At 62.0% G+C, this 16407-nt stretch carries 15 protein-coding genes; 11 read left to right on the top strand and 4 right to left on the bottom strand.

The genetic code is table 11. The annotated features are described in order from the left end of the window. Positions 1 to 35 precede the first annotated feature (35 nt). The 5 genes from HFP57_RS01010 to HFP57_RS00990 all read left to right on the top strand — a co-directional run bounded on the left by HFP57_RS01010 (position 36) and on the right by HFP57_RS00990 (position 4986). Entirely contained in the window at positions 36 to 1034 is a 999-nt protein-coding gene (locus tag HFP57_RS01010; protein WP_343045245.1) for an NADPH:quinone oxidoreductase family protein, read from the top strand. 493 nt (positions 1035 to 1527) lie between these two features. Further along, positions 1528 to 1755, top strand: coding sequence for a hypothetical protein (locus HFP57_RS01005; RefSeq protein ID WP_176868026.1), 228 nt, complete (start codon positions 1528 to 1530; stop codon positions 1753 to 1755). Positions 1756 to 1898: 143 nt separating this feature from the next. Beyond that, positions 1899 to 3197 (top strand): MbnB/TglH/ChrH family RiPP precursor modification enzyme, encoded by a 1299-nt coding sequence (locus HFP57_RS01000; RefSeq protein ID WP_176868025.1) that lies wholly within the window; start codon positions 1899 to 1901, stop codon positions 3195 to 3197. Between the two features lie 113 nt (positions 3198 to 3310). Beyond that, the gene (gene purB / locus HFP57_RS00995) at positions 3311 to 4645 is read left to right on the top strand and encodes an adenylosuccinate lyase (protein ID WP_176868024.1); all 1335 of its coding nucleotides are present in this window, start codon (positions 3311 to 3313) and stop codon (positions 4643 to 4645) included. After that, positions 4642 to 4986, top strand: coding sequence for a hypothetical protein (locus tag HFP57_RS00990; protein ID WP_176868023.1), 345 nt, complete (start codon positions 4642 to 4644; stop codon positions 4984 to 4986). Before purB ends, HFP57_RS00990 begins: the two co-directional genes overlap by 4 nt. Positions 4987 to 5302: 316 nt before the next feature. Here HFP57_RS00990 and HFP57_RS00985 read toward each other — a convergent pair whose 3' ends face one another. From HFP57_RS00985 to dnaK, 4 genes are read right to left on the bottom strand one after another with little or no spacing between them, the layout of a single operon-like run. Further along, positions 5303 to 6247: an MBL fold metallo-hydrolase gene (locus tag HFP57_RS00985; RefSeq protein WP_176868022.1), complete on the bottom strand. Its 945-nt coding sequence runs from the start codon at positions 6245 to 6247 to the stop codon at positions 5303 to 5305. Further along, the gene (locus HFP57_RS00980) at positions 6247 to 7539 is read right to left on the bottom strand and encodes a 2OG-Fe(II) oxygenase family protein (RefSeq protein ID WP_176868021.1); all 1293 of its coding nucleotides are present in this window, start codon (positions 7537 to 7539) and stop codon (positions 6247 to 6249) included. The genes HFP57_RS00985 and HFP57_RS00980 overlap by 1 nt, the downstream gene beginning before the upstream one ends. Before the next feature lie 7 nt (positions 7540 to 7546). After that, the gene (dnaJ, locus tag HFP57_RS00975; protein WP_176868020.1) at positions 7547 to 8674 is read right to left on the bottom strand and encodes a molecular chaperone DnaJ; all 1128 of its coding nucleotides are present in this window, start codon (positions 8672 to 8674) and stop codon (positions 7547 to 7549) included. Between the two features lie 57 nt (positions 8675 to 8731). Beyond that, the gene (dnaK, locus tag HFP57_RS00970) at positions 8732 to 10651 is read right to left on the bottom strand and encodes a molecular chaperone DnaK (RefSeq protein ID WP_176868019.1); all 1920 of its coding nucleotides are present in this window, start codon (positions 10649 to 10651) and stop codon (positions 8732 to 8734) included. Positions 10652 to 10817: 166 nt separating this feature from the next. Here dnaK and HFP57_RS00965 point away from each other — a divergent pair, with 166 nt between their 5' ends. The 6 genes from HFP57_RS00965 to HFP57_RS00940 all read left to right on the top strand — a co-directional run bounded on the left by HFP57_RS00965 (position 10818) and on the right by HFP57_RS00940 (position 16379). Beyond that, on the top strand, positions 10818 to 11300 hold the full coding sequence (locus tag HFP57_RS00965; RefSeq protein WP_176868018.1) for a copper chaperone PCu(A)C: 483 nt from the start codon (positions 10818 to 10820) through the stop codon (positions 11298 to 11300). A 113-nt stretch (positions 11301 to 11413) separates the two neighbouring features. Beyond that, the gene (locus HFP57_RS17875; protein WP_218135053.1) at positions 11414 to 12325 is read left to right on the top strand and encodes a hypothetical protein; all 912 of its coding nucleotides are present in this window, start codon (positions 11414 to 11416) and stop codon (positions 12323 to 12325) included. 69 nt (positions 12326 to 12394) lie between these two features. After that, on the top strand, positions 12395 to 12865 hold the full coding sequence (locus tag HFP57_RS00955; RefSeq protein WP_176868017.1) for a vgr related protein: 471 nt from the start codon (positions 12395 to 12397) through the stop codon (positions 12863 to 12865). A 153-nt stretch (positions 12866 to 13018) separates the two neighbouring features. Continuing rightward, positions 13019 to 14065, top strand: a complete 1047-nt coding sequence (locus HFP57_RS00950; RefSeq protein WP_176868016.1) for a DNA-methyltransferase — start codon at positions 13019 to 13021, stop codon at positions 14063 to 14065. Continuing rightward, complete coding sequence (locus HFP57_RS00945; RefSeq protein ID WP_176868015.1) at positions 14025 to 14738, top strand: hypothetical protein; 714 nt, start codon at positions 14025 to 14027, stop codon at positions 14736 to 14738. The genes HFP57_RS00950 and HFP57_RS00945 overlap by 41 nt, the downstream gene beginning before the upstream one ends. Before the next feature lie 483 nt (positions 14739 to 15221). Further along, the gene (locus tag HFP57_RS00940) at positions 15222 to 16379 is read left to right on the top strand and encodes a PrnB family protein (RefSeq protein ID WP_176868014.1); all 1158 of its coding nucleotides are present in this window, start codon (positions 15222 to 15224) and stop codon (positions 16377 to 16379) included. The last annotated feature ends 28 nt before the right edge of the window (positions 16380 to 16407 follow it).

The raw sequence follows: 16407 nt of genomic DNA, 5'->3' as shown, positions 1-16407 counted from the left end.
ATGACGGTGATTGGTGCCAGGAGACGGTGGTCGAGATGACAATTCCCGAAACGATGCAGGCGCTTCAGGTCGCCGATCTCGCGCCCGATTTCGCCGGGTGCGGCGTGGCGGAGATACCCGTGCCTGAGCCGGGACCCGGCGAGGCGCTGATAAAGGTTCACGCCGCGGCGCTCGGCTTTCCCGATCTCTTGATGACCGAGGGCAAGTATCAGCACCGGCCCGACCTGCCTTTCGTGCCGGGCAACGATATCGCGGGCGAGATCGTGGCGCTTGGCGGCGAGAGCGGCTCTTTCGTGGTCGGCGATGCCGTTGTCGCGACGCTGGGCACCGGCGGGTTCGCCCAATATGCGATCTGCCCGGTCGCGGCGCTCCGGCCCAAACCGAAGGGCATGGCGTTCGATGCGGCCGCGGCGTTCGGCGTCGCCTATCTGACCGCCTGGGTCGCGCTGGTGCGGCGCGCGACGTTGCAGCCGGCCGAATGGGTGCTCGTCCATGGCGCGGCCGGCGGCGTCGGACTGGCCGCGGTCGATCTCGCCAAGGCGCTCGGCGCGCGGGTGATCGCCGCATCGGCGTCCGACGACAAGCTCGCGATCGTCGCGGAAAACTATGCGCCCGATGCATGCCTGAACGTCACGGACGGATTCCGCGAGCGGGTGAAAGACATCACGCATGGCGGTGCGGACGTGATCTACGATCCGGTCGGCGGCGATATCTTCGACGAGAGCACGCGCTGCATCGCCTTTGGCGGGCGGCTGCTGGTCGTGGGCTTCGCCTCGGGCCGGATCGCGACCGTCCCGACCAATATCCCGCTCATCAAGGGCTTCTCGGTCGTCGGCGTGCGCGCGGGCGAATATGGCCGCCGCCATCCCGAGCGCGGCGAAGAGAATTTCGACGCGATCTGGGCGCTTGCCGAAGCGCGCCGGCTGAAACCGCGCGTCCACGCCGCCCTCCCCCTCTCCGACTGGCGCGACGCGTTCGAGATGATGCGGACGCGCAAGGTCGTCGGGCGGGTCGTGATCGCGCCGGGCGGCTGACGCTCCCCGATCCCGGTGCCTATCCGGAGTCTGGCGGGCAGTCAGTACGCAATCCCCCTCGACCGCGGTGTTTGCCCCTTCCGACAGGATCGTCATTGCGAGCGCAGCGAAGCAATCCAGAGCAGCAAGCGGTGTTGTTTGCCGCTCTGGATCGCCGCGTCGCCTTCGGCTCCTCGCAATGACGAGAACCACTTCTGTGCCTGTTCCTGTCTGAAGGGAGTAACCGCCTCGCCCGTAATTGATATGAAATATATATGACAGCGCGACTCGGGGCGCAAAATAGGCCTCAAAAGGAAGTCAAATTCATGACATGTCGCTTTTGTACAATAGCGATGTCGTCTTTATACAATGACTGTGTCGCCTTTATACAATTACTGTAACGATCCTTCAAATCGGCGCATATCTGGTGCCTTACGTCTCAACGGCGCTTTGGCCGCCTATCGTCCTCCCGTACAATTCGCCTCGCCCTACAACTCGAAAAAGGAGAGGCAAAATGGAGCATAAGGAAATTTCCCGTCTGACCGCGCAGGCGAAACCCGTCCGGGTGTCGCTGCCGGCCGAAGTCGCCTACGATTTCGACAAGTTCCAGCAGGTCCAGAAGGACATTCTCGGCCGGCTGGGATGCCTGGCCTGCTGCTCGGGCTGGGATATCCGCTGGGACATCTTCCGCGACTTCCGCGTCGACGAGAAGCTCAACGTCCAGCCGGGACAGTTCGGCTGAACACGCCCGCACTGGGCGTCGGGGTCGTCTACCTGCCAGGGCTCGAAGCCCTGGCGGTAGAGCTGTCCGACGCCTGCACCGTCTTCGAAATCGAACCCCAGGCCTTCTGGTTCAAACGGTCCGGCCCGGGCGAAGGCCGGTTCGTGATCGACGAAGCCAAGTTCGCCTCGCTGCTCGACCTCGGCAAGTCGGTGCTCGTCCACAGCGTCGGCTGCCCGGTCGCCTCGACCAACGGTTTCGACGACCGCCAGCTCGATGCGCTGCGCCGCTCGCTGGCGATACTGAAGCCCGCCTGGTGGAGCGACCATGCGAGTTTCGTGTCGACGGGCAACGGGGATGAACGGCGCGCCATGGGATTCCTGATGCCGCCGGCGCAAACTCATGAAAGCGTCGCGATGATCGTCGACCGCATCAAGCGGTTGCAGGACCTGTTCGGCCTGCCCTTCGCGTTCGAAACCGGCGTCAACTATTTCGCGCCGCGCGCCGGCGAGATGCCGGACGGCGCATTCTGGGGAGAGATCGCGGTCCGCGCCGATTGCGGGATCCTGCTCGACCTGCACAATATCTGGAGCAACCAGCGCAACGGGCGGGACGATGCCGAAACCGTGCTCGCGCAATTGCCGCGCGATCATGTCTGGGAAATCCATGTCGCGGGCGGACAGGATCACAACGGCTATTGGCTCGATTCGCATTGCGGCCTGCCGCAGCCGGAGGTCATCGAACTGCTCGGCCGCGCCGCGCCCGGTCTTCCCAACCTCAAGGCCATCAATTTCGAGATCATTCCGGAATATGTCGATGCCCGGAACATCGATGTCGCGGACATTCGCGATCTGCTCGGGCAGCTGCAAACCATCTGGTACGCGGCGAAATCGCCGACGGCCGATTGCCAGGCCTCGCCCGTCGGCGAAGAGGCGGAAGCCATCGATGTGCGGGCGCCGCCGGACTATCCGTCGCCGGCCGAATGGGAAGACGATCTGCGGCGGTGCATCGATGCGCGCTGCCGGGGCGAACCGACCCATCCTGACGACGATCCGGCGTTCGACATCTATGTCGACCTCATCCTGATGGCGCGGCGGGGCAGTATCGTCGATGTGCTGCCGCTCACGACCCGCTATCTGTGGCTGTCGCTCGGCGAAGATGGGCTCGACGCGTTGCTGCTGCGCTATTTCGCGGAGACCGGCCCCGAGCCGTTCATGGCGGACGAGGCCCGGAATTTCGCCCGTTTCTCGGAACGCCATGGCGACGTTCCGCATCTCGCCGAAGTGACGGCGTTCGAGTTCGCGGCCCAGAAGGCGGCCGAGACCGGCATGACGCAGCTCGTCCGCTTCAGCTGCGACCCGGTTTCGCTGCTGACGGCGATCCGCAACGGCATTCGGGCCGAGCCTCCGTTGCCGGCCGATATCGAGGTCGAAGTGCAGCCGCCGATACTGAAAGCCGCCTGAATTCTCCCCATGAATGTGCCGCCGATACGCGCGGCGGATTTGTCCCGCGCGCGCGCTCCTGCTAAGCGCCGCGCTTCATTCCTGCTGCCCATCGACTCAAGGACCAACCGCCGATGATCCCGCGCTATGCCCGGCCCGAAATGACCGCCATCTGGGAACCGGAATCGAAGTTCCGGATCTGGTTCGAGATCGAGGCGCATGCGACCGAGGCGCTGGCGAAGCGCGGCGTCGTTCCGGAATCGGCAGCGAAAGCGCTGTGGGACTGGTGGGGGACCGAGCCCGAAATCGACGTCGCGGCGATCGACGCGATCGAGGCGGTGACCAAGCATGACGTGATCGCCTTCCTCACCTGGGTCGCGGACAATGTCGGCGAGGAAGCCCGCTTCATGCATCAGGGAATGACGAGCTCGGACGTGCTCGACACCTGCCTCGCGGTGCAGCTGGCGCGCGCCTCGGATATTCTCCTGGCCGATCTCGATGCGTTGCTCGAGGCGCTCAAAAGTCGCGCGATGGAACACAAGTTGACGCCGACGATCGGGCGCAGCCACGGGATCCACGCGGAACCGGTGACCTTCGGGCTGAAGCTCGCCCAGGCCTATGCCGAGTTCGATCGCTGCAAGGCCCGGCTTTCCGCGGCCCGCGCCGAAATCGCCACCTGCGCGATCTCCGGCGCGGTCGGCACCTTCGCCAACATCGACCCTGAAGTCGAAGCCCATGTCGCTGAAAAAATGGGACTTTCCGTCGAACCCATCTCGACCCAGGTCATCCCGCGCGATCGCCATGCGATGTTCTTCGCGACCCTGGGCGTGATCGCCTCGTCGGTCGAACGGCTGGCCGTCGAAATCCGCCATCTCCAGCGCACCGAAGTGCTCGAGGCCGAAGAATATTTCTCTCCGGGCCAGAAGGGTTCCTCGGCGATGCCGCACAAGCGCAACCCGATCCTCACCGAAAACCTCACCGGCCTCGCCCGCATGGTCCGCGGCTATGCCCTGCCCGCGATGGAGAATGTCGCGCTCTGGCACGAACGGGATATCAGCCATTCTTCCGTTGAGCGCTATATCGGCCCCGATGCGACGATCACCCTCGATTTCGCGCTCGCGCGGCTGACCGGCGTCGTCGACAAATTGCTCGTATATCCCGAGCGGATGCAGAAAAATTTGGACAAGATGGGCGGGCTCGTCCACTCGCAACGCGTTCTGCTCGCCCTGACACAGGCCGGCGTCAGCCGCGAAGACGCCTATCGCCTCGTCCAGCGCAATGCGATGAAAGTCTGGGAATCCGATGGCGCGCTGTCGCTGATGGAACTGCTCAAGGCGGATGAAGACGTGACGGCGGCGCTCAGCAATTCGGAGATAGAGGAAAAATTCGATCTCGGCTATCATCTAAAACATATTGAGACGATTTTCGGGCGGGTTTTCGATGAGGTGGTGATTCGAGGTGAACGGTGAACATCTTCAGCAAATGGGTGTCGAGAAGACGGATGCTCGAAGGCTCCGAAGTCGTCGAAGAGCGCATTCGCAAGCGGCTCGAAAACATGCATCAGCAATTGGAAACGCGCAGGGACCAGCTTGATACGCAGCACAGGCGGCAGGAAAAAAGGGCCCAGCAGCTTGATCGGAAAAGCCATCATCTGGAGGAAAAGCGCCTCAAACTCGAGCAGCGGCGTGTACGGCTCGAGGAGAAGAAAAGGCATCTCGACGAGAAGGCCAAGCGCTTGAAAGAAAAACAGGCGAAGCTCGATCAGTTCAAACAGGAGCTCACAGCCCAAGCCCGCTCAAACCTGACCTGACAAAGAAGGTGTAGCGGCACGTTTGCACATGTTACTAGCCGGACCGAACAGAATTGCAAAAACTGCAACCGTGGCTTTGCCTTAAGCGATGGCGGCCGCGCAAGCACTTCCCATTTCGTGTTCGAAACGAGGCATCGTTTCGCCAAACAGGGAAGGAATTGACCATGACGCTCTTGTCCCGCTCTGTCGGCACAGCCGCCGCACTGATTGCGCAAATGCTGTTCGTCGCGATGATCTTCGGCGATTAGGTCGACAGTCCTGTCACAAGCGAGGGCCGCGGGATCGCTCCGGCGGCCCTTTTCTTATCCGCGCGGAATCAATGGTGGTCGTCGCCATCGTCGTGATCGGGACCATGATCCGCGTGATCGTGCGCCATCGCATTCGGGTCGGTCAGGCTGTCATGGACGAAGCCGATATACTGCTCCGCCGAAATGAAGCCGCCTTCGACCTCGTACGGTGCCGCGATGTTCATCGCCTGGATCTCCTCCAGCGAATTGCCGGCGTCGATCGCCGCCTGCACCTGTTCGTTGATCGTCAGCAGCATGTTGCGATAGCCGATGAGATCGGCGCGCGTCGCCATCGGGCCGTGCCCGGGAATAATCCGGGTTTCGTCATCGGTTATCGCCAGAACCCGGTCGATCGCCGCCGCCATTCCTTGGGCACTACCGCCGGAATCGCGATCGATATAGGGCAGCGAGATCCGGTTGAAGTACAGATCGCCCATATGGGCGACATTCGCATTCTCCCACCAGATCACCGAATCGCCATCGGTATGCCCGTTATGCAGGTGGATGGCGTGGACCGTATCGCCGTTGAGATGCAGCTTGACGCCGTCATGATAGGTCACGACGGGCAGTGCTGCCTGCGGAACAACGCGGCCGTCCCGTCCGTTTGCCGCCATCCGGACGCGCACATTCTCATGCGCCATGATGACCGCGCCGGCCTCGCCGAAATTCTCGTTTCCGCCGGTATGATCGCCGTGCCAATGGGTATTGATCAGGAAACGGACCGGATCCGCGCCGAGACCGGCGATCGCAGACTGGATCCGGCCGGTGAGCGGTGCGAACTGATCGTCGATCAGCACCGTTCCATCCTCACCGTAACTGACTCCGATATTGCCGCCCCGCCCGAACAGCACGGCGACGCCCGGCGCGAGCTGCTCGGTGCGAATCTCGACATCGGCCATTTCGCCATCCTGGGCGCATGCCGGTCCGGCGATCATCATCGTCAGCGCGGCGAGCGCGATACGGTTGAACTGCATTAGGAAAACACCTTTCCGGCATGAGCGACATCGAATGCGACCGACAGCCTTTCGCCCTCTGGAAAAGGCCGCGTCCCGTGGTAGAGATAGCTCGGAAACAGCACAAGCCGCCCCGGCTTCGGTTCGAATGAACGGAGCGGCCCCAGATCGAGCGACAAATCGTCCGGCGGCCGGCCGAGTTCGATCCAGCCCTCTTCCTTCTTTGCGTCCAGCGTGCCCGGCACCGCAACGTAAAAGGCCGAGCTCAGGACACCGCCGGGATGGACATGGCTGACATGAAAGCCGCCGCCGGTAATGCGTATCGACCATCCGATGGCGAGGATCGGCTCCGTCTGCCGGTGCCGCAAAAGCGGATGGGACATGTCTTCGGCCGGCAACGCATGCCAGAATGCTTGCACTGCAGCGTCCAGTTGCACGCGCAGCGCGGCAATCGGTTCTTCGGCGCGGATGAATATGTCGCCGCGCGTTTGGGTGCCGCGTCGCACGCTTTGGCCGACCGGCCGCGCGCTCGTCCCGTGAAGCGCCCGCAGACATTGCGTCAACGCGTCCAAATCGATCGACGAAAGCGCGAGGTCCATGGGTCCGGCCAGATCCTCGTTTCCGGCGAGCCAATCGTGCCGGCTATCGCCGGTCAGCCGCCACGTAATCTCGGTGAGCGCCCAGGCCGATATATCCTCGGGATACCGCCGCCGGGCTTCGTCCAGTTCGATTACCGCCGCATCATGGCGTCCGCCGCGCAAATGGTGCCGCGCCAGCTGCAGCGGAAGATCGGGCAGATCGCGCGGCAGCCCGGCAAGAAGCGCTTCGGCCCGCGCATGATCGCCGGCCGAGCCGCTATGCACGGCCTCGATAAGGCGCAGCATCGGCAGGTCGAAACCTTGTTGGCGGGCGTTATGCGCGGCGTCGGCGGCATCGCTCGGCCGCCCGGTTCCGGCCAGCAGTCGGATATAAGCCTTCCACAGTCCGGCGTGTCGCGGCAATCGTGACAGCGCCGCTTCGATCTCTTTCAGGTAGCATTGGATTTCGCCGGATTCCCATCGGAATTCGGCCAACGCGATCTGTCCATCGACCCAGTCCGGCGCGCGACGGATGATCGATTCGATACGCGCCAGCGCGTTCGGATCGCCGCGACCGACCTTCAACGCCGCTTCGCTGATCAGCAGTCCGCCGTCGTTCGGCATCTCCCGGAGCGCCTCGCCAATCAGCGCCAGCGCATCTTCATCGCCCCGCCGATAGGCTGCGATCGCGGCATCGCGGCGGGCCTGCGCATCGCTGGTGCCTGCCCCCGCCATACTGTCCTTATTCGCTGAACATCGTTTTCAACTTGCCGAAAAAGCTGGCGCTTTCCGGGCTTTCCTCGCCGGTTTCGGTTTCGCGGAATTCCTGCAGCAGCTCCTTCTGGCGCGCCGAAAGCCGCGTCGGCGTTTCGACGTCGAACTGCGCGACAAGATCGCCATAACCCCGGCCCTGCAGCACCGGCATGCCTGCACCGCGTTTTCGCAGCTGCTTCCCGGTCTGCATCCCGGCCGGAATCAGAAATGTATGGATTTCGCCGTCGAGTCCGGGGACTTCGATCGAGCCGCCCAAAGCCGCGGTCGTGAAGGAGATCGGGCAGCGGGCGAACAAGGTCGTCCCTTCGCGCTGGAACAGCTCGTGGCGCGCGAGATGGATGAAGATATAGAGATCGCCGGCGGGGCCTCCGCGGGCGCCCGCTTCGCCTTCGCCGGAGACCCGAATGCGCGTTCCATCGTCGACGCCCGGCGGGATTTTGACGTCGATCGTCTTGGTCGTATCGACCCGCCCTTCGCCGCGGCAGTTCTCGCAGGGATCGGCGATCACCTGACCGAGGCCGTGACAGGACGGACAGGTCCGTTCGACAAGGAACAGCCCCTGTTGCGCGCGTACCTTGCCATGGCCCTGACAGGTTGCGCAGGTCTGGGCCGACGTTCCCGGCTTGGCGCCCGATCCCTCGCAAGTCTCGCACGATGCCGTGACATCGAGGGTGAGCTCGGCTTCCTTGCCGTTGAACGCCTCTTCCAGCGTGATCTCATAATCATAGCGCAGATCGGCGCCGCGCCGGACGTCGCGGCCACGACCCCGGCCCCGGCCCGCGCCCATGAAATCTTCGCCGAAGATATTTTCAAAGATATCGGAGAAGGCGCTGAAGCCATCCTGCTGGTGGCCGCCCCCGCCCGCGCCGTTCTGAAAGGCGGCATGGCCGAACCGGTCATAGGCCGCGCGTTTTTGCGGGTCCTTCAGACACTCATAGGCTTCATTGATGGATTTGAATTTCGCCTCGCACTCGGAATCGCCCGGATTGCGATCCGGATGATATTCCATCGCGAGCTTGCGATAGGCGGATTTCAGCGTGGCGCCGTCGACGCCCCGGTCCACCTGCAACAGTTCGTAATAATCGACTTCCGTCATGGCTGCCCCAGCGCGACGAAGCGGGGGGAGAAGCCCAGGGCTCCTCCCCCGATCATCTTAGGATTTCTGGTCTTCGTCGACTTCGGAGAATTCGGCGTCGACAACATCTTCGTCTTCGCTCGAACCGCCCGTATCGGCAGCGGCCTCGCCGTCGGCGGCACCGGCTTCCGCCTGCTGGGCCTCGTAGATCTTCTGGCCCATCTGCATCGCGGCCTGCGCCAGTTCTTCCGACTTGGTCTTCATCGCCACGCTGTCGTCCGCCTCGATCGCCGTCTTGGTCTCGGCGATCTTGGTCTCGATTTCCTGCTTGAGATCCGCGTCGATCTTGTCGCCATGCTCGGCGAGCTGCTGCTCGGTCGTGTGAACGAGGCTTTCGGCCTGGTTCTTCGACTCCGCCGCCTCGCGCCTCGTCTTGTCTTCCTCGGCGAACTGCTCGGCTTCCTGGACCATCTTCTCGATATCGCTATCGTCGAGACCGCCCGAGGCCTGGATCTTGATCTGCTGTTCCTTGCCCGTGCCCTTGTCCTTGGCGGACACGTTCACGATGCCGTTCGCATCGATATCGAAGGTGACTTCGATCTGCGGAACCCCGCGCGGTGCCGGCGGGATACCGACCAGATCGAACTGGCCGAGCATCTTGTTGTCGGACGCCATTTCGCGTTCGCCCTGGAAGACGCGGATCGTCACGGCGTTCTGATTGTCGTCGGCGGTCGAATAGACCTGTGTCTTCTTGGTCGGGATCGTCGTGTTGCGGTCGATCATCCGGGTGAAGACACCGCCCAGCGTCTCGATGCCGAGCGATAGCGGCGTCACGTCGAGCAACAGCACGTCCTTGACGTCGCCCTGCAGCACGCCCGCCTGGATCGCCGCGCCCATGGCGACAACCTCGTCCGGGTTCACGCCGGTATGCGGTTCCTTGCCGAAGAAATCCTGCACGACCGAGCGCACCTTGGGCATGCGGGTCATGCCGCCGACCAGGATGACCTCGTCGATATCCGCGGATTTCACACCCGCGTCTTCGAGCGCCTTCTTGCACGGATCGAGCGTCCGCTTGATCAGCCCGTCGACCAGCTGTTCGAGGTCGGACCGCGTGATCGTCTTCACCAGATGCTTCGGACCGTTCTGGTCGGCCGTGATGAACGGCAGGTTGACCTCGGTCGACTGGGCCGACGAGAGTTCGATCTTCGCCTTTTCGGCGGCTTCCTTGAGCCGCTGCAGAGCGAGCTTGTCGCTGCGCAGATCGATGCCTTCGTCCTTCTTGAACGCATCGGCCAGGAACTCGACAACCTTGCTGTCGAAATCCTCGCCGCCGAGGAAGGTGTCGCCATTGGTCGACTTCACCTCGAATACGCCGTCGCCGATCTCGAGGATCGAGATATCGAACGTACCGCCGCCAAGGTCGTAGACGGCGATCGTCTTGCCGTCATTCTTCTCGAGCCCATAGGCGAGCGCGGCCGCGGTCGGCTCGTTGATGATGCGCAGCACTTCGAGGCCGGCGATCTTGCCGGCGTCCTTGGTCGCCTGGCGCTGGGCGTCGTTGAAATAGGCCGGAACCGTGATGACGGCCTGCTCGACCGTTTCGCCGAGATAGCTTTCGGCCGTTTCCTTCATCTTCTGCAGGATGAAGGCGGAAATCTGAGACGGGCTGTAATCCTCGCCGCCAGCCTGGACCCAGGCGTCGCCATTGCCGCCCTTGACGATGTGATAGGGAACGAGTTCCATATCCTTCTTCGTCATCGGGTCGTCGAAACGGCGGCCGATCAGGCGCTTCACCGCGAAAACCGTGTTGTCCGGATTGGTGACGGCCTGGCGCTTGGCCGGCTGGCCGATCAGGCGCTCGCCATCCTTGGTAAAGGCGACCATCGACGCGGTCGTGCGCTCACCTTCGCTATTTTCGATAACCTTCGGTTTGCCGCCCTCCATGACAGCAACGCACGAATTCGTCGTGCCCAAATCAATACCAATTACTTTTGCCATTTTTTCCCTCAATGTTTCCCCAATATTCGGCGGAGCCGGTGGCTCCCCTCACTATGAAGCAAGAACCGCCGGCGCGGCATTACAGAGGCGATATAGGTGGGCTTTCGCTTGCTGCAACCGTCTGGCCGACCTAAAGGAAACCATCTGTTCAGATATGGGAAATTCGATGCGCTTTCCGTTTATTGCCGTCCTCGCGACCACGGCTCTTGTCGCCTGCAGCCCCGCCGAAGAAGCCGGCCCCGTCGAAATGGTCGAAAACGCCTGGGTCAGGCTGCCGGCTGTCGACGGACGGCCCGCCGCCGCCTATTTCGTCCTCAATGGCGGGGAAGGTGGTGACACATTGCTCGCCATCGACAGCGAAAGGGTCGCGACGGTCGAACTGCACGAAACCATCATGGAAGACGGCGCCATGCGGATGCGTCCGATCATGTCGGCCGACGTACCACCGGGCGAAGCGATCGTCTTCGAACCGGGCGGCCGGCACGGGATGCTGTTCGGTGTCGATCCGGAGATTACACCGGGAACCCCGCTTACGCTCAACTTCCGTTTCGACAGCGGCCGGGACGTCAGCGTCGATGCGGTGACAATCGCGGCGGGCGACTCGCCACCGTTCGAAGGCGGCGGCGAGACGGATCACGGCGCGCACTGACCGATCGCAGGACCGACCGGATTTCGATTATGTCTGGACGATTGCGGGCGGGTGGTTCAGAAAAGACAATGCCATAAGGGTCGCATCCTTATGTTTTATCCGGGGGAAGTTTCATGAACAGCATCCGATCGCTGACCGTCTGTGCCGCGACCATTGCAATCGCCGTTTCGGCTCCCGCCGCCGCGCAGAATTACAATCTCGATCCGACATACGGCACCGTCGAACTGAACGCCGGCTTCAGCGACGACCCGCGGCTCGTCGAACTCTCTTCCGGCGGCAGCATCGACGCCTCGTCGATCGCCAGCGACTGCCGCGGCTATATCGCCAACGCTCCCGACGTGAGGGTCGTCTATGCGAGCGGAAGCCTGCCGCTCATGTTCTCGGTGGCGTCCGAGGCCGACACGACCCTGGTCGTCAACGCACCCGACGGGCGGTGGTATTGCGACGACGATGGCGCCAGCGGCCTTAATCCTTCGGTCCGGTTCAACCAGCCCTTGTCGGGCCGCTACGAGATCTGGGTCGGCACCTATGGGAGCGCCAGCCTCCAATCGGCCGTGCTGGGCATTTCGGAACTGTATGATGACATCTCAAACCGGTCGACCAGCAGCAATTCCGGCGGACGTCCGGACTTCTCGCTCGATCCGAATTACGGAACGGCAACGCTGCGATCCGGCTTCACGCCTGATCCGCACCGGATTCGCCTCCAATCGGGCGGCTCGATCGACGCGTCGGTGCTCGGCGGTTCCTGCCGTGGCTATGTCTCGCCGGCGCCCGACTATCGGGTGCAGTATGAAAGCGGCCGCCTGCCGCTGAACATCTCGGTTCAATCCAGTTCCGATACGACGCTCGTCATCAACGGACCGGACGGCGAATGGTATTGCGATGACGATGGCGGCGACGGCCTCAACCCGTCGATCCGCTTCGATACGCCGCGGTCGGGCCAGTATGATATCTGGGTCGGCACCTATGGCAGCGCACAGCTGGAATCGGCGATTTTGGACGTCTCCGAACTCTACAGCAACTGATCGCGGGCCGGGGGCGAGCCGCGCACAAGCGGCTTGCCCTCCGACGCCGAATTGGTCGAAAGACCGGCGATGGACCAGTCTGCTATCGCTCGCCCCCTCGCCGCCGCCGAACGCAAACTGGCCGCGAGCATCTTCGGCGAAGCGATCGACTATGACGCGGTAAAGCTGCACCGGCGCAAATGGTTTCCGTTTCAACCGGCGAACACCGTGATGGCGCCGACCGGCGGAATCTGGTTCCACCCCAAAGGCCCTTTTTGGCGCGACGATTTCGGCACGGCGCCGCTCAAGCTGCAGGCGCTGTTTGTCCACGAGATGACCCATGTCTGGCAATATCAGTCGGGCATTTTCCTCCCGCTGCGCCGTCACCCCTTCTGCCGCTACCATTACAGCCTCAAGCCGGGCTGGCCGCTCAAACGCTACGGGCTGGAGCAGCAGGCCGAAATCGTGCGGCATACGTTTTTGCTGCGGCAGGGTGGTGCAGTCGCGGGTGCGGCGTCGGTGGAGAGTTACGAGGCGATCTTGCCTTTCAAGGTAGGGTGACGGGAATTGGGCAATTTGGGGATTTGTGAACTGTCGCCGAAGCGCTCTGTAATGCTCTTTGGAAACAGTCGGGGACAAAATTGCGGTTCGCGCTTTGACGCGAGGCCGTAATCCGCTATTCCGGAGTGGAATGAAACGAGAACGGAGCTCGGCATGGCGCGCGTATTCAAGCTGCACGGTGAGAATTTCGAGCTCCCAAAGGCCGACAACAGCTCCGAGGCTTTGAAGATTTTTCGCGCGGCGAATGAGCATTTCCGTCGGGTTGTTTGGCCGTCCCCCTACAACAAGACGACTCACCAGCTCGGGCTCGCCGACGCCCGCGATCTAAACAGTATCGCGGACAAATCGGTGCATCTCATAGTCACCTCGCCGCCATACTGGACGCTGAAGCAGTATGAAGGATCGCGCGGCCAGCTCGGCGACCTCGAAGACTATGAGGAGTTCCTGGTCGAGCTCGACAAGGTTTGGGGTGAATGCGAGCGGGTGCTTGTCCCTGGCGGTCGTGTCGTCTGTGTCGTGGGCGATGTCTGCGTGCCCCGCAAGAGGGGCGGCCGGCATTATGTAATGCCGCTACATGCCGACATTCAGGTGCGATCGCGCTCGCTAGGCCTCGACGTGCTCACCCCGATACTGTGGCACAAGATTGCGAACGGCGTAACCGAGGCTGCTGGAAACGGGGCGGGTTTCTACGGCAAGCCCTATCAGCCGGGAGCAGTGGTCAAAAACGATATTGAGTACATCCTCTTTATGCGGAAGGGCGGCGAATACCGCAAGGTCGAGCCGCTTCAAAAGGCGCTCTCGATGCTGACCAAGGAAGAGATGCAGGCTTGGTGGCGCAGTGTCTGGACAGACATTCGCGGCGCATCGACACGGGCCGGGCACCCTGCACCTTACCCGCCAGCGCTCGCCGAGCGGCTGATCCGTATGTTCTCGTTCGCCGGGGACACTGTCCTCGACCCTTTCGGTGGGACGGGTAGTACCAGCGTTGCCGCCGTCGTATCCGGCCGAAACTCGATCAGCCTCGATATCGAGCCAACTTACATCGAAATCGCGCAACGCAATCTGGAGAAGGTAATCGCCGCGAAGCGAGAGACTGGAGCAGTCGAGGCCAAGTTGCTACAGCATCGCACTCGAAAACAAAATATGAGCCGGGGACACGGTGACTTACAAGCTTCTGAACAAGTTTCGCGGGCTATTTGATGGCGCAGTCTATCGTCACCGGGCCTCCACTAACGGCGACAAGGTTGCTCTCGAATTGTATGAGGACCTTCTCGACCTGGGCCGCTCGAAGAAATACGTTTCGCGCGCCAAATCTGGGTCGCGCGTCATCAACACCAAGAACCTGATCACGGGCAGAAAGAATAGGCGCGGAGACGGCAGTCTAGGTGAGCTGTTGCCCCATCTCGACCCTGAGACAGTCCCCGATTTCAATGTCTCTCGCGGCCCAATTGCCAACATTGAGATTGGTGTCGAGACGAAAATTCTTGCAAAGGCAATGATAAAGCAAGTTGATCGAGTTTTGTCTGACCTAGAGAATCAGGCGCGGGTGTTCCGGTCGTTCGGAGGCGATCCGATTTGCATCGCAGTAGTTGGGGTGAATCAGGCTCCCGAGTACCTTTCCTATGAGAAAGATCGGACGTACCTTACGGACGGTTCGGCCACGTATCGGCATCCAATTCAAGAATACGATGAGGCCCAGCGCCGTGTCCGGCAGCGAATTGAACAGCTCTACGACGAGTTGATTATACTGCCTTTCATCGCGACGAACCAGCCGCCACATGACTTCGCATGGGCGAATGCGCAACTAGTCACGAATGAATACGGAGCAGCGCTTATCCGGATATCCCAAGAATACGACAAGCGCTTCGCATGAGTGAAGCGGACCGGACGAAACTGTTTCCTAGCGGTTTCCCTAGGGTCTTTGGAGGGCAGGAAATTACGTTGACAGTGTACCAAATCCCCCAAATACGATTTCCCTCGCAAAATAGGAAAACCTCCCTCACCATGGCGCCGCCGAGTCCCGAGCCTCGCGAGGCTCTTTGACCCCGTCCGCCACCCCACCGTTTCCGCTCGCCGGAGCGAGAGGTTCTGGGCCCTCCGAGTGTGTGACCTTCGTGACTTTCCAGCTGTGCAGGCCGGCTGTGTGGGAAATTAAATTGCGCGCGCAAGCAACGCTGCGTGTCCACTTTGTCAACTTAAGCGGCAAATAGCCCCGGCGACCCCCGGCCTGTGTCAACCAGTGTCAACTGGGCCTGCCTGACGCTACGGCATCGCGCTTGAATAATTGCATCGGCGGGCGTAACGATCCGGCCATGCACCGGGCGGCCCAACCCGCGCCCGGGACCAAGAGACATAGATGGAGCTTTCAACCTACGGCATGTCGCGGGAGCGCGGCTATCTTTCCGATTTCGAGATTGACGAAATCTCCCTTCCACCAGAATTCGATACGATCGTCGAAGCGGCAAACACGCTTTCCGCGATCCTCACCACCGGCCGGGCCCGGCACTGGCTCGAACAGCTACCGCAGCCAGACATGACGGCCTTTCTGGCGGAGGCCAGCGACGCGCAGATCCGCGTCGCGATGGTGCGCTATTCGTTCCTCGTGCAGGCCTATGTGTGGGGGGAAGATTCTGCACCGACTGTATTGCCGGCCATGCTCGCCGTGCCGATCGATGCGCTTGCCGAGAAACTGGGCCAGGCACCCCTGCTGCCCTATTCCGGCTATGTACTCGACAACTGGTATCGGCTCGACAAGTCGGCGCCGATCGCGCTCGACAATATCGCGATGCGCCAGAACTTCCTCGGCGGCATGGACGAAAACTGGTTCGTCCTGATCCATGTGGCGATCGAAGCCGAAGCCGGGCGGGCGCTCGAACTTGCGACCGAAATCGTTGCAGCGGCGGACGATGGCGACGCCGGGCGCGTCGAAACGCTGCTCCAGACGATGAACACGGTCTGGGACCGGATCAATGCGCATTTCGACCGTATGCCCGAACGCTGCGAGCCCCATATCTATTACCAGCGCGTCCGTCCCTACATCCATGGCTGGAAGAACAACCCCGCCACGCCAGAGGGCATTATCTATGAAGGCGTCGAACGCTATGGCGGAAAGCCACAGGCCTTTCGCGGCCAAACCGGGTCGCAGTCGTCGATCGTTCCGGCAATGGACGCATTGTTCAACGTCACCCATGAAAATGACGCGCTGCGCGAATTCCTGGCCGAACTGCATCCCTACCGCCCGATACCGCACCGCCGCTTCATCGAGGACCTCGCCGAAGCCAGCCGGTTGCGCGCCTTCGCCAAACAGCAGTCGAGCGGCGTCAAGGATGCGTTCAATGCCTGTGTCGAGCAGGTCGCCCGGTTCCGGACGCGCCATCTCGAATATGCGGCCAGCTATATCAACAAACAGGTGGCCTCGGGCGCCGGCAACGACGTCGATGTCGGCACCGGCGGCACGCCGTTCATGAAATATCTGAAAAAGCATCGCGACGAGAATCGCGCCCAGCTGGTCTGATTCTGTCCCGCGCGCGGCCCGCCGGGAT

Origin of the sequence: Parasphingopyxis algicola, assembly GCF_013378075.1 — a bacterium.
In the GTDB taxonomy this organism is placed as follows: domain Bacteria; phylum Pseudomonadota; class Alphaproteobacteria; order Sphingomonadales; family Sphingomonadaceae; genus Parasphingopyxis; species Parasphingopyxis algicola.
The sequence above is the reverse complement of the archived record's forward strand: the minus strand, read 5'-3'. Positions and strand labels throughout refer to the sequence as shown.

Bases quoted from the DNA above. Each gene is read 5' to 3' on its own strand.
- HFP57_RS01010 (WP_343045245.1), top strand. From the start codon at position 36: ATGACAATTCCCGAAACGATGCAGGCGCTTCAGGTCGCCGATCTCGCG.
- HFP57_RS01005 (WP_176868026.1), top strand. From the start codon at position 1,528: ATGGAGCATAAGGAAATTTCCCGTCTGACCGCGCAGGCGAAACCCGTC.
- purB (WP_176868024.1), top strand. From the start codon at position 3,311: ATGATCCCGCGCTATGCCCGGCCCGAAATGACCGCCATCTGGGAACCG.
- HFP57_RS00985 (WP_176868022.1), bottom strand. From the start codon at position 6,247: ATGCAGTTCAACCGTATCGCGCTCGCCGCGCTGACGATGATGATCGCC.
- HFP57_RS00980 (WP_176868021.1), bottom strand. From the start codon at position 7,539: ATGGCGGGGGCAGGCACCAGCGATGCGCAGGCCCGCCGCGATGCCGCG.
- dnaJ (WP_176868020.1), bottom strand. From the start codon at position 8,674: ATGACGGAAGTCGATTATTACGAACTGTTGCAGGTGGACCGGGGCGTC.
- dnaK (WP_176868019.1), bottom strand. From the start codon at position 10,651: ATGGCAAAAGTAATTGGTATTGATTTGGGCACGACGAATTCGTGCGTT.
- HFP57_RS00965 (WP_176868018.1), top strand. From the start codon at position 10,818: ATGCGCTTTCCGTTTATTGCCGTCCTCGCGACCACGGCTCTTGTCGCC.
- HFP57_RS17875 (WP_218135053.1), top strand. From the start codon at position 11,414: ATGAACAGCATCCGATCGCTGACCGTCTGTGCCGCGACCATTGCAATC.
- HFP57_RS00955 (WP_176868017.1), top strand. From the start codon at position 12,395: ATGGACCAGTCTGCTATCGCTCGCCCCCTCGCCGCCGCCGAACGCAAA.
- HFP57_RS00950 (WP_176868016.1), top strand. From the start codon at position 13,019: ATGGCGCGCGTATTCAAGCTGCACGGTGAGAATTTCGAGCTCCCAAAG.
- HFP57_RS00940 (WP_176868014.1), top strand. From the start codon at position 15,222: ATGGAGCTTTCAACCTACGGCATGTCGCGGGAGCGCGGCTATCTTTCC.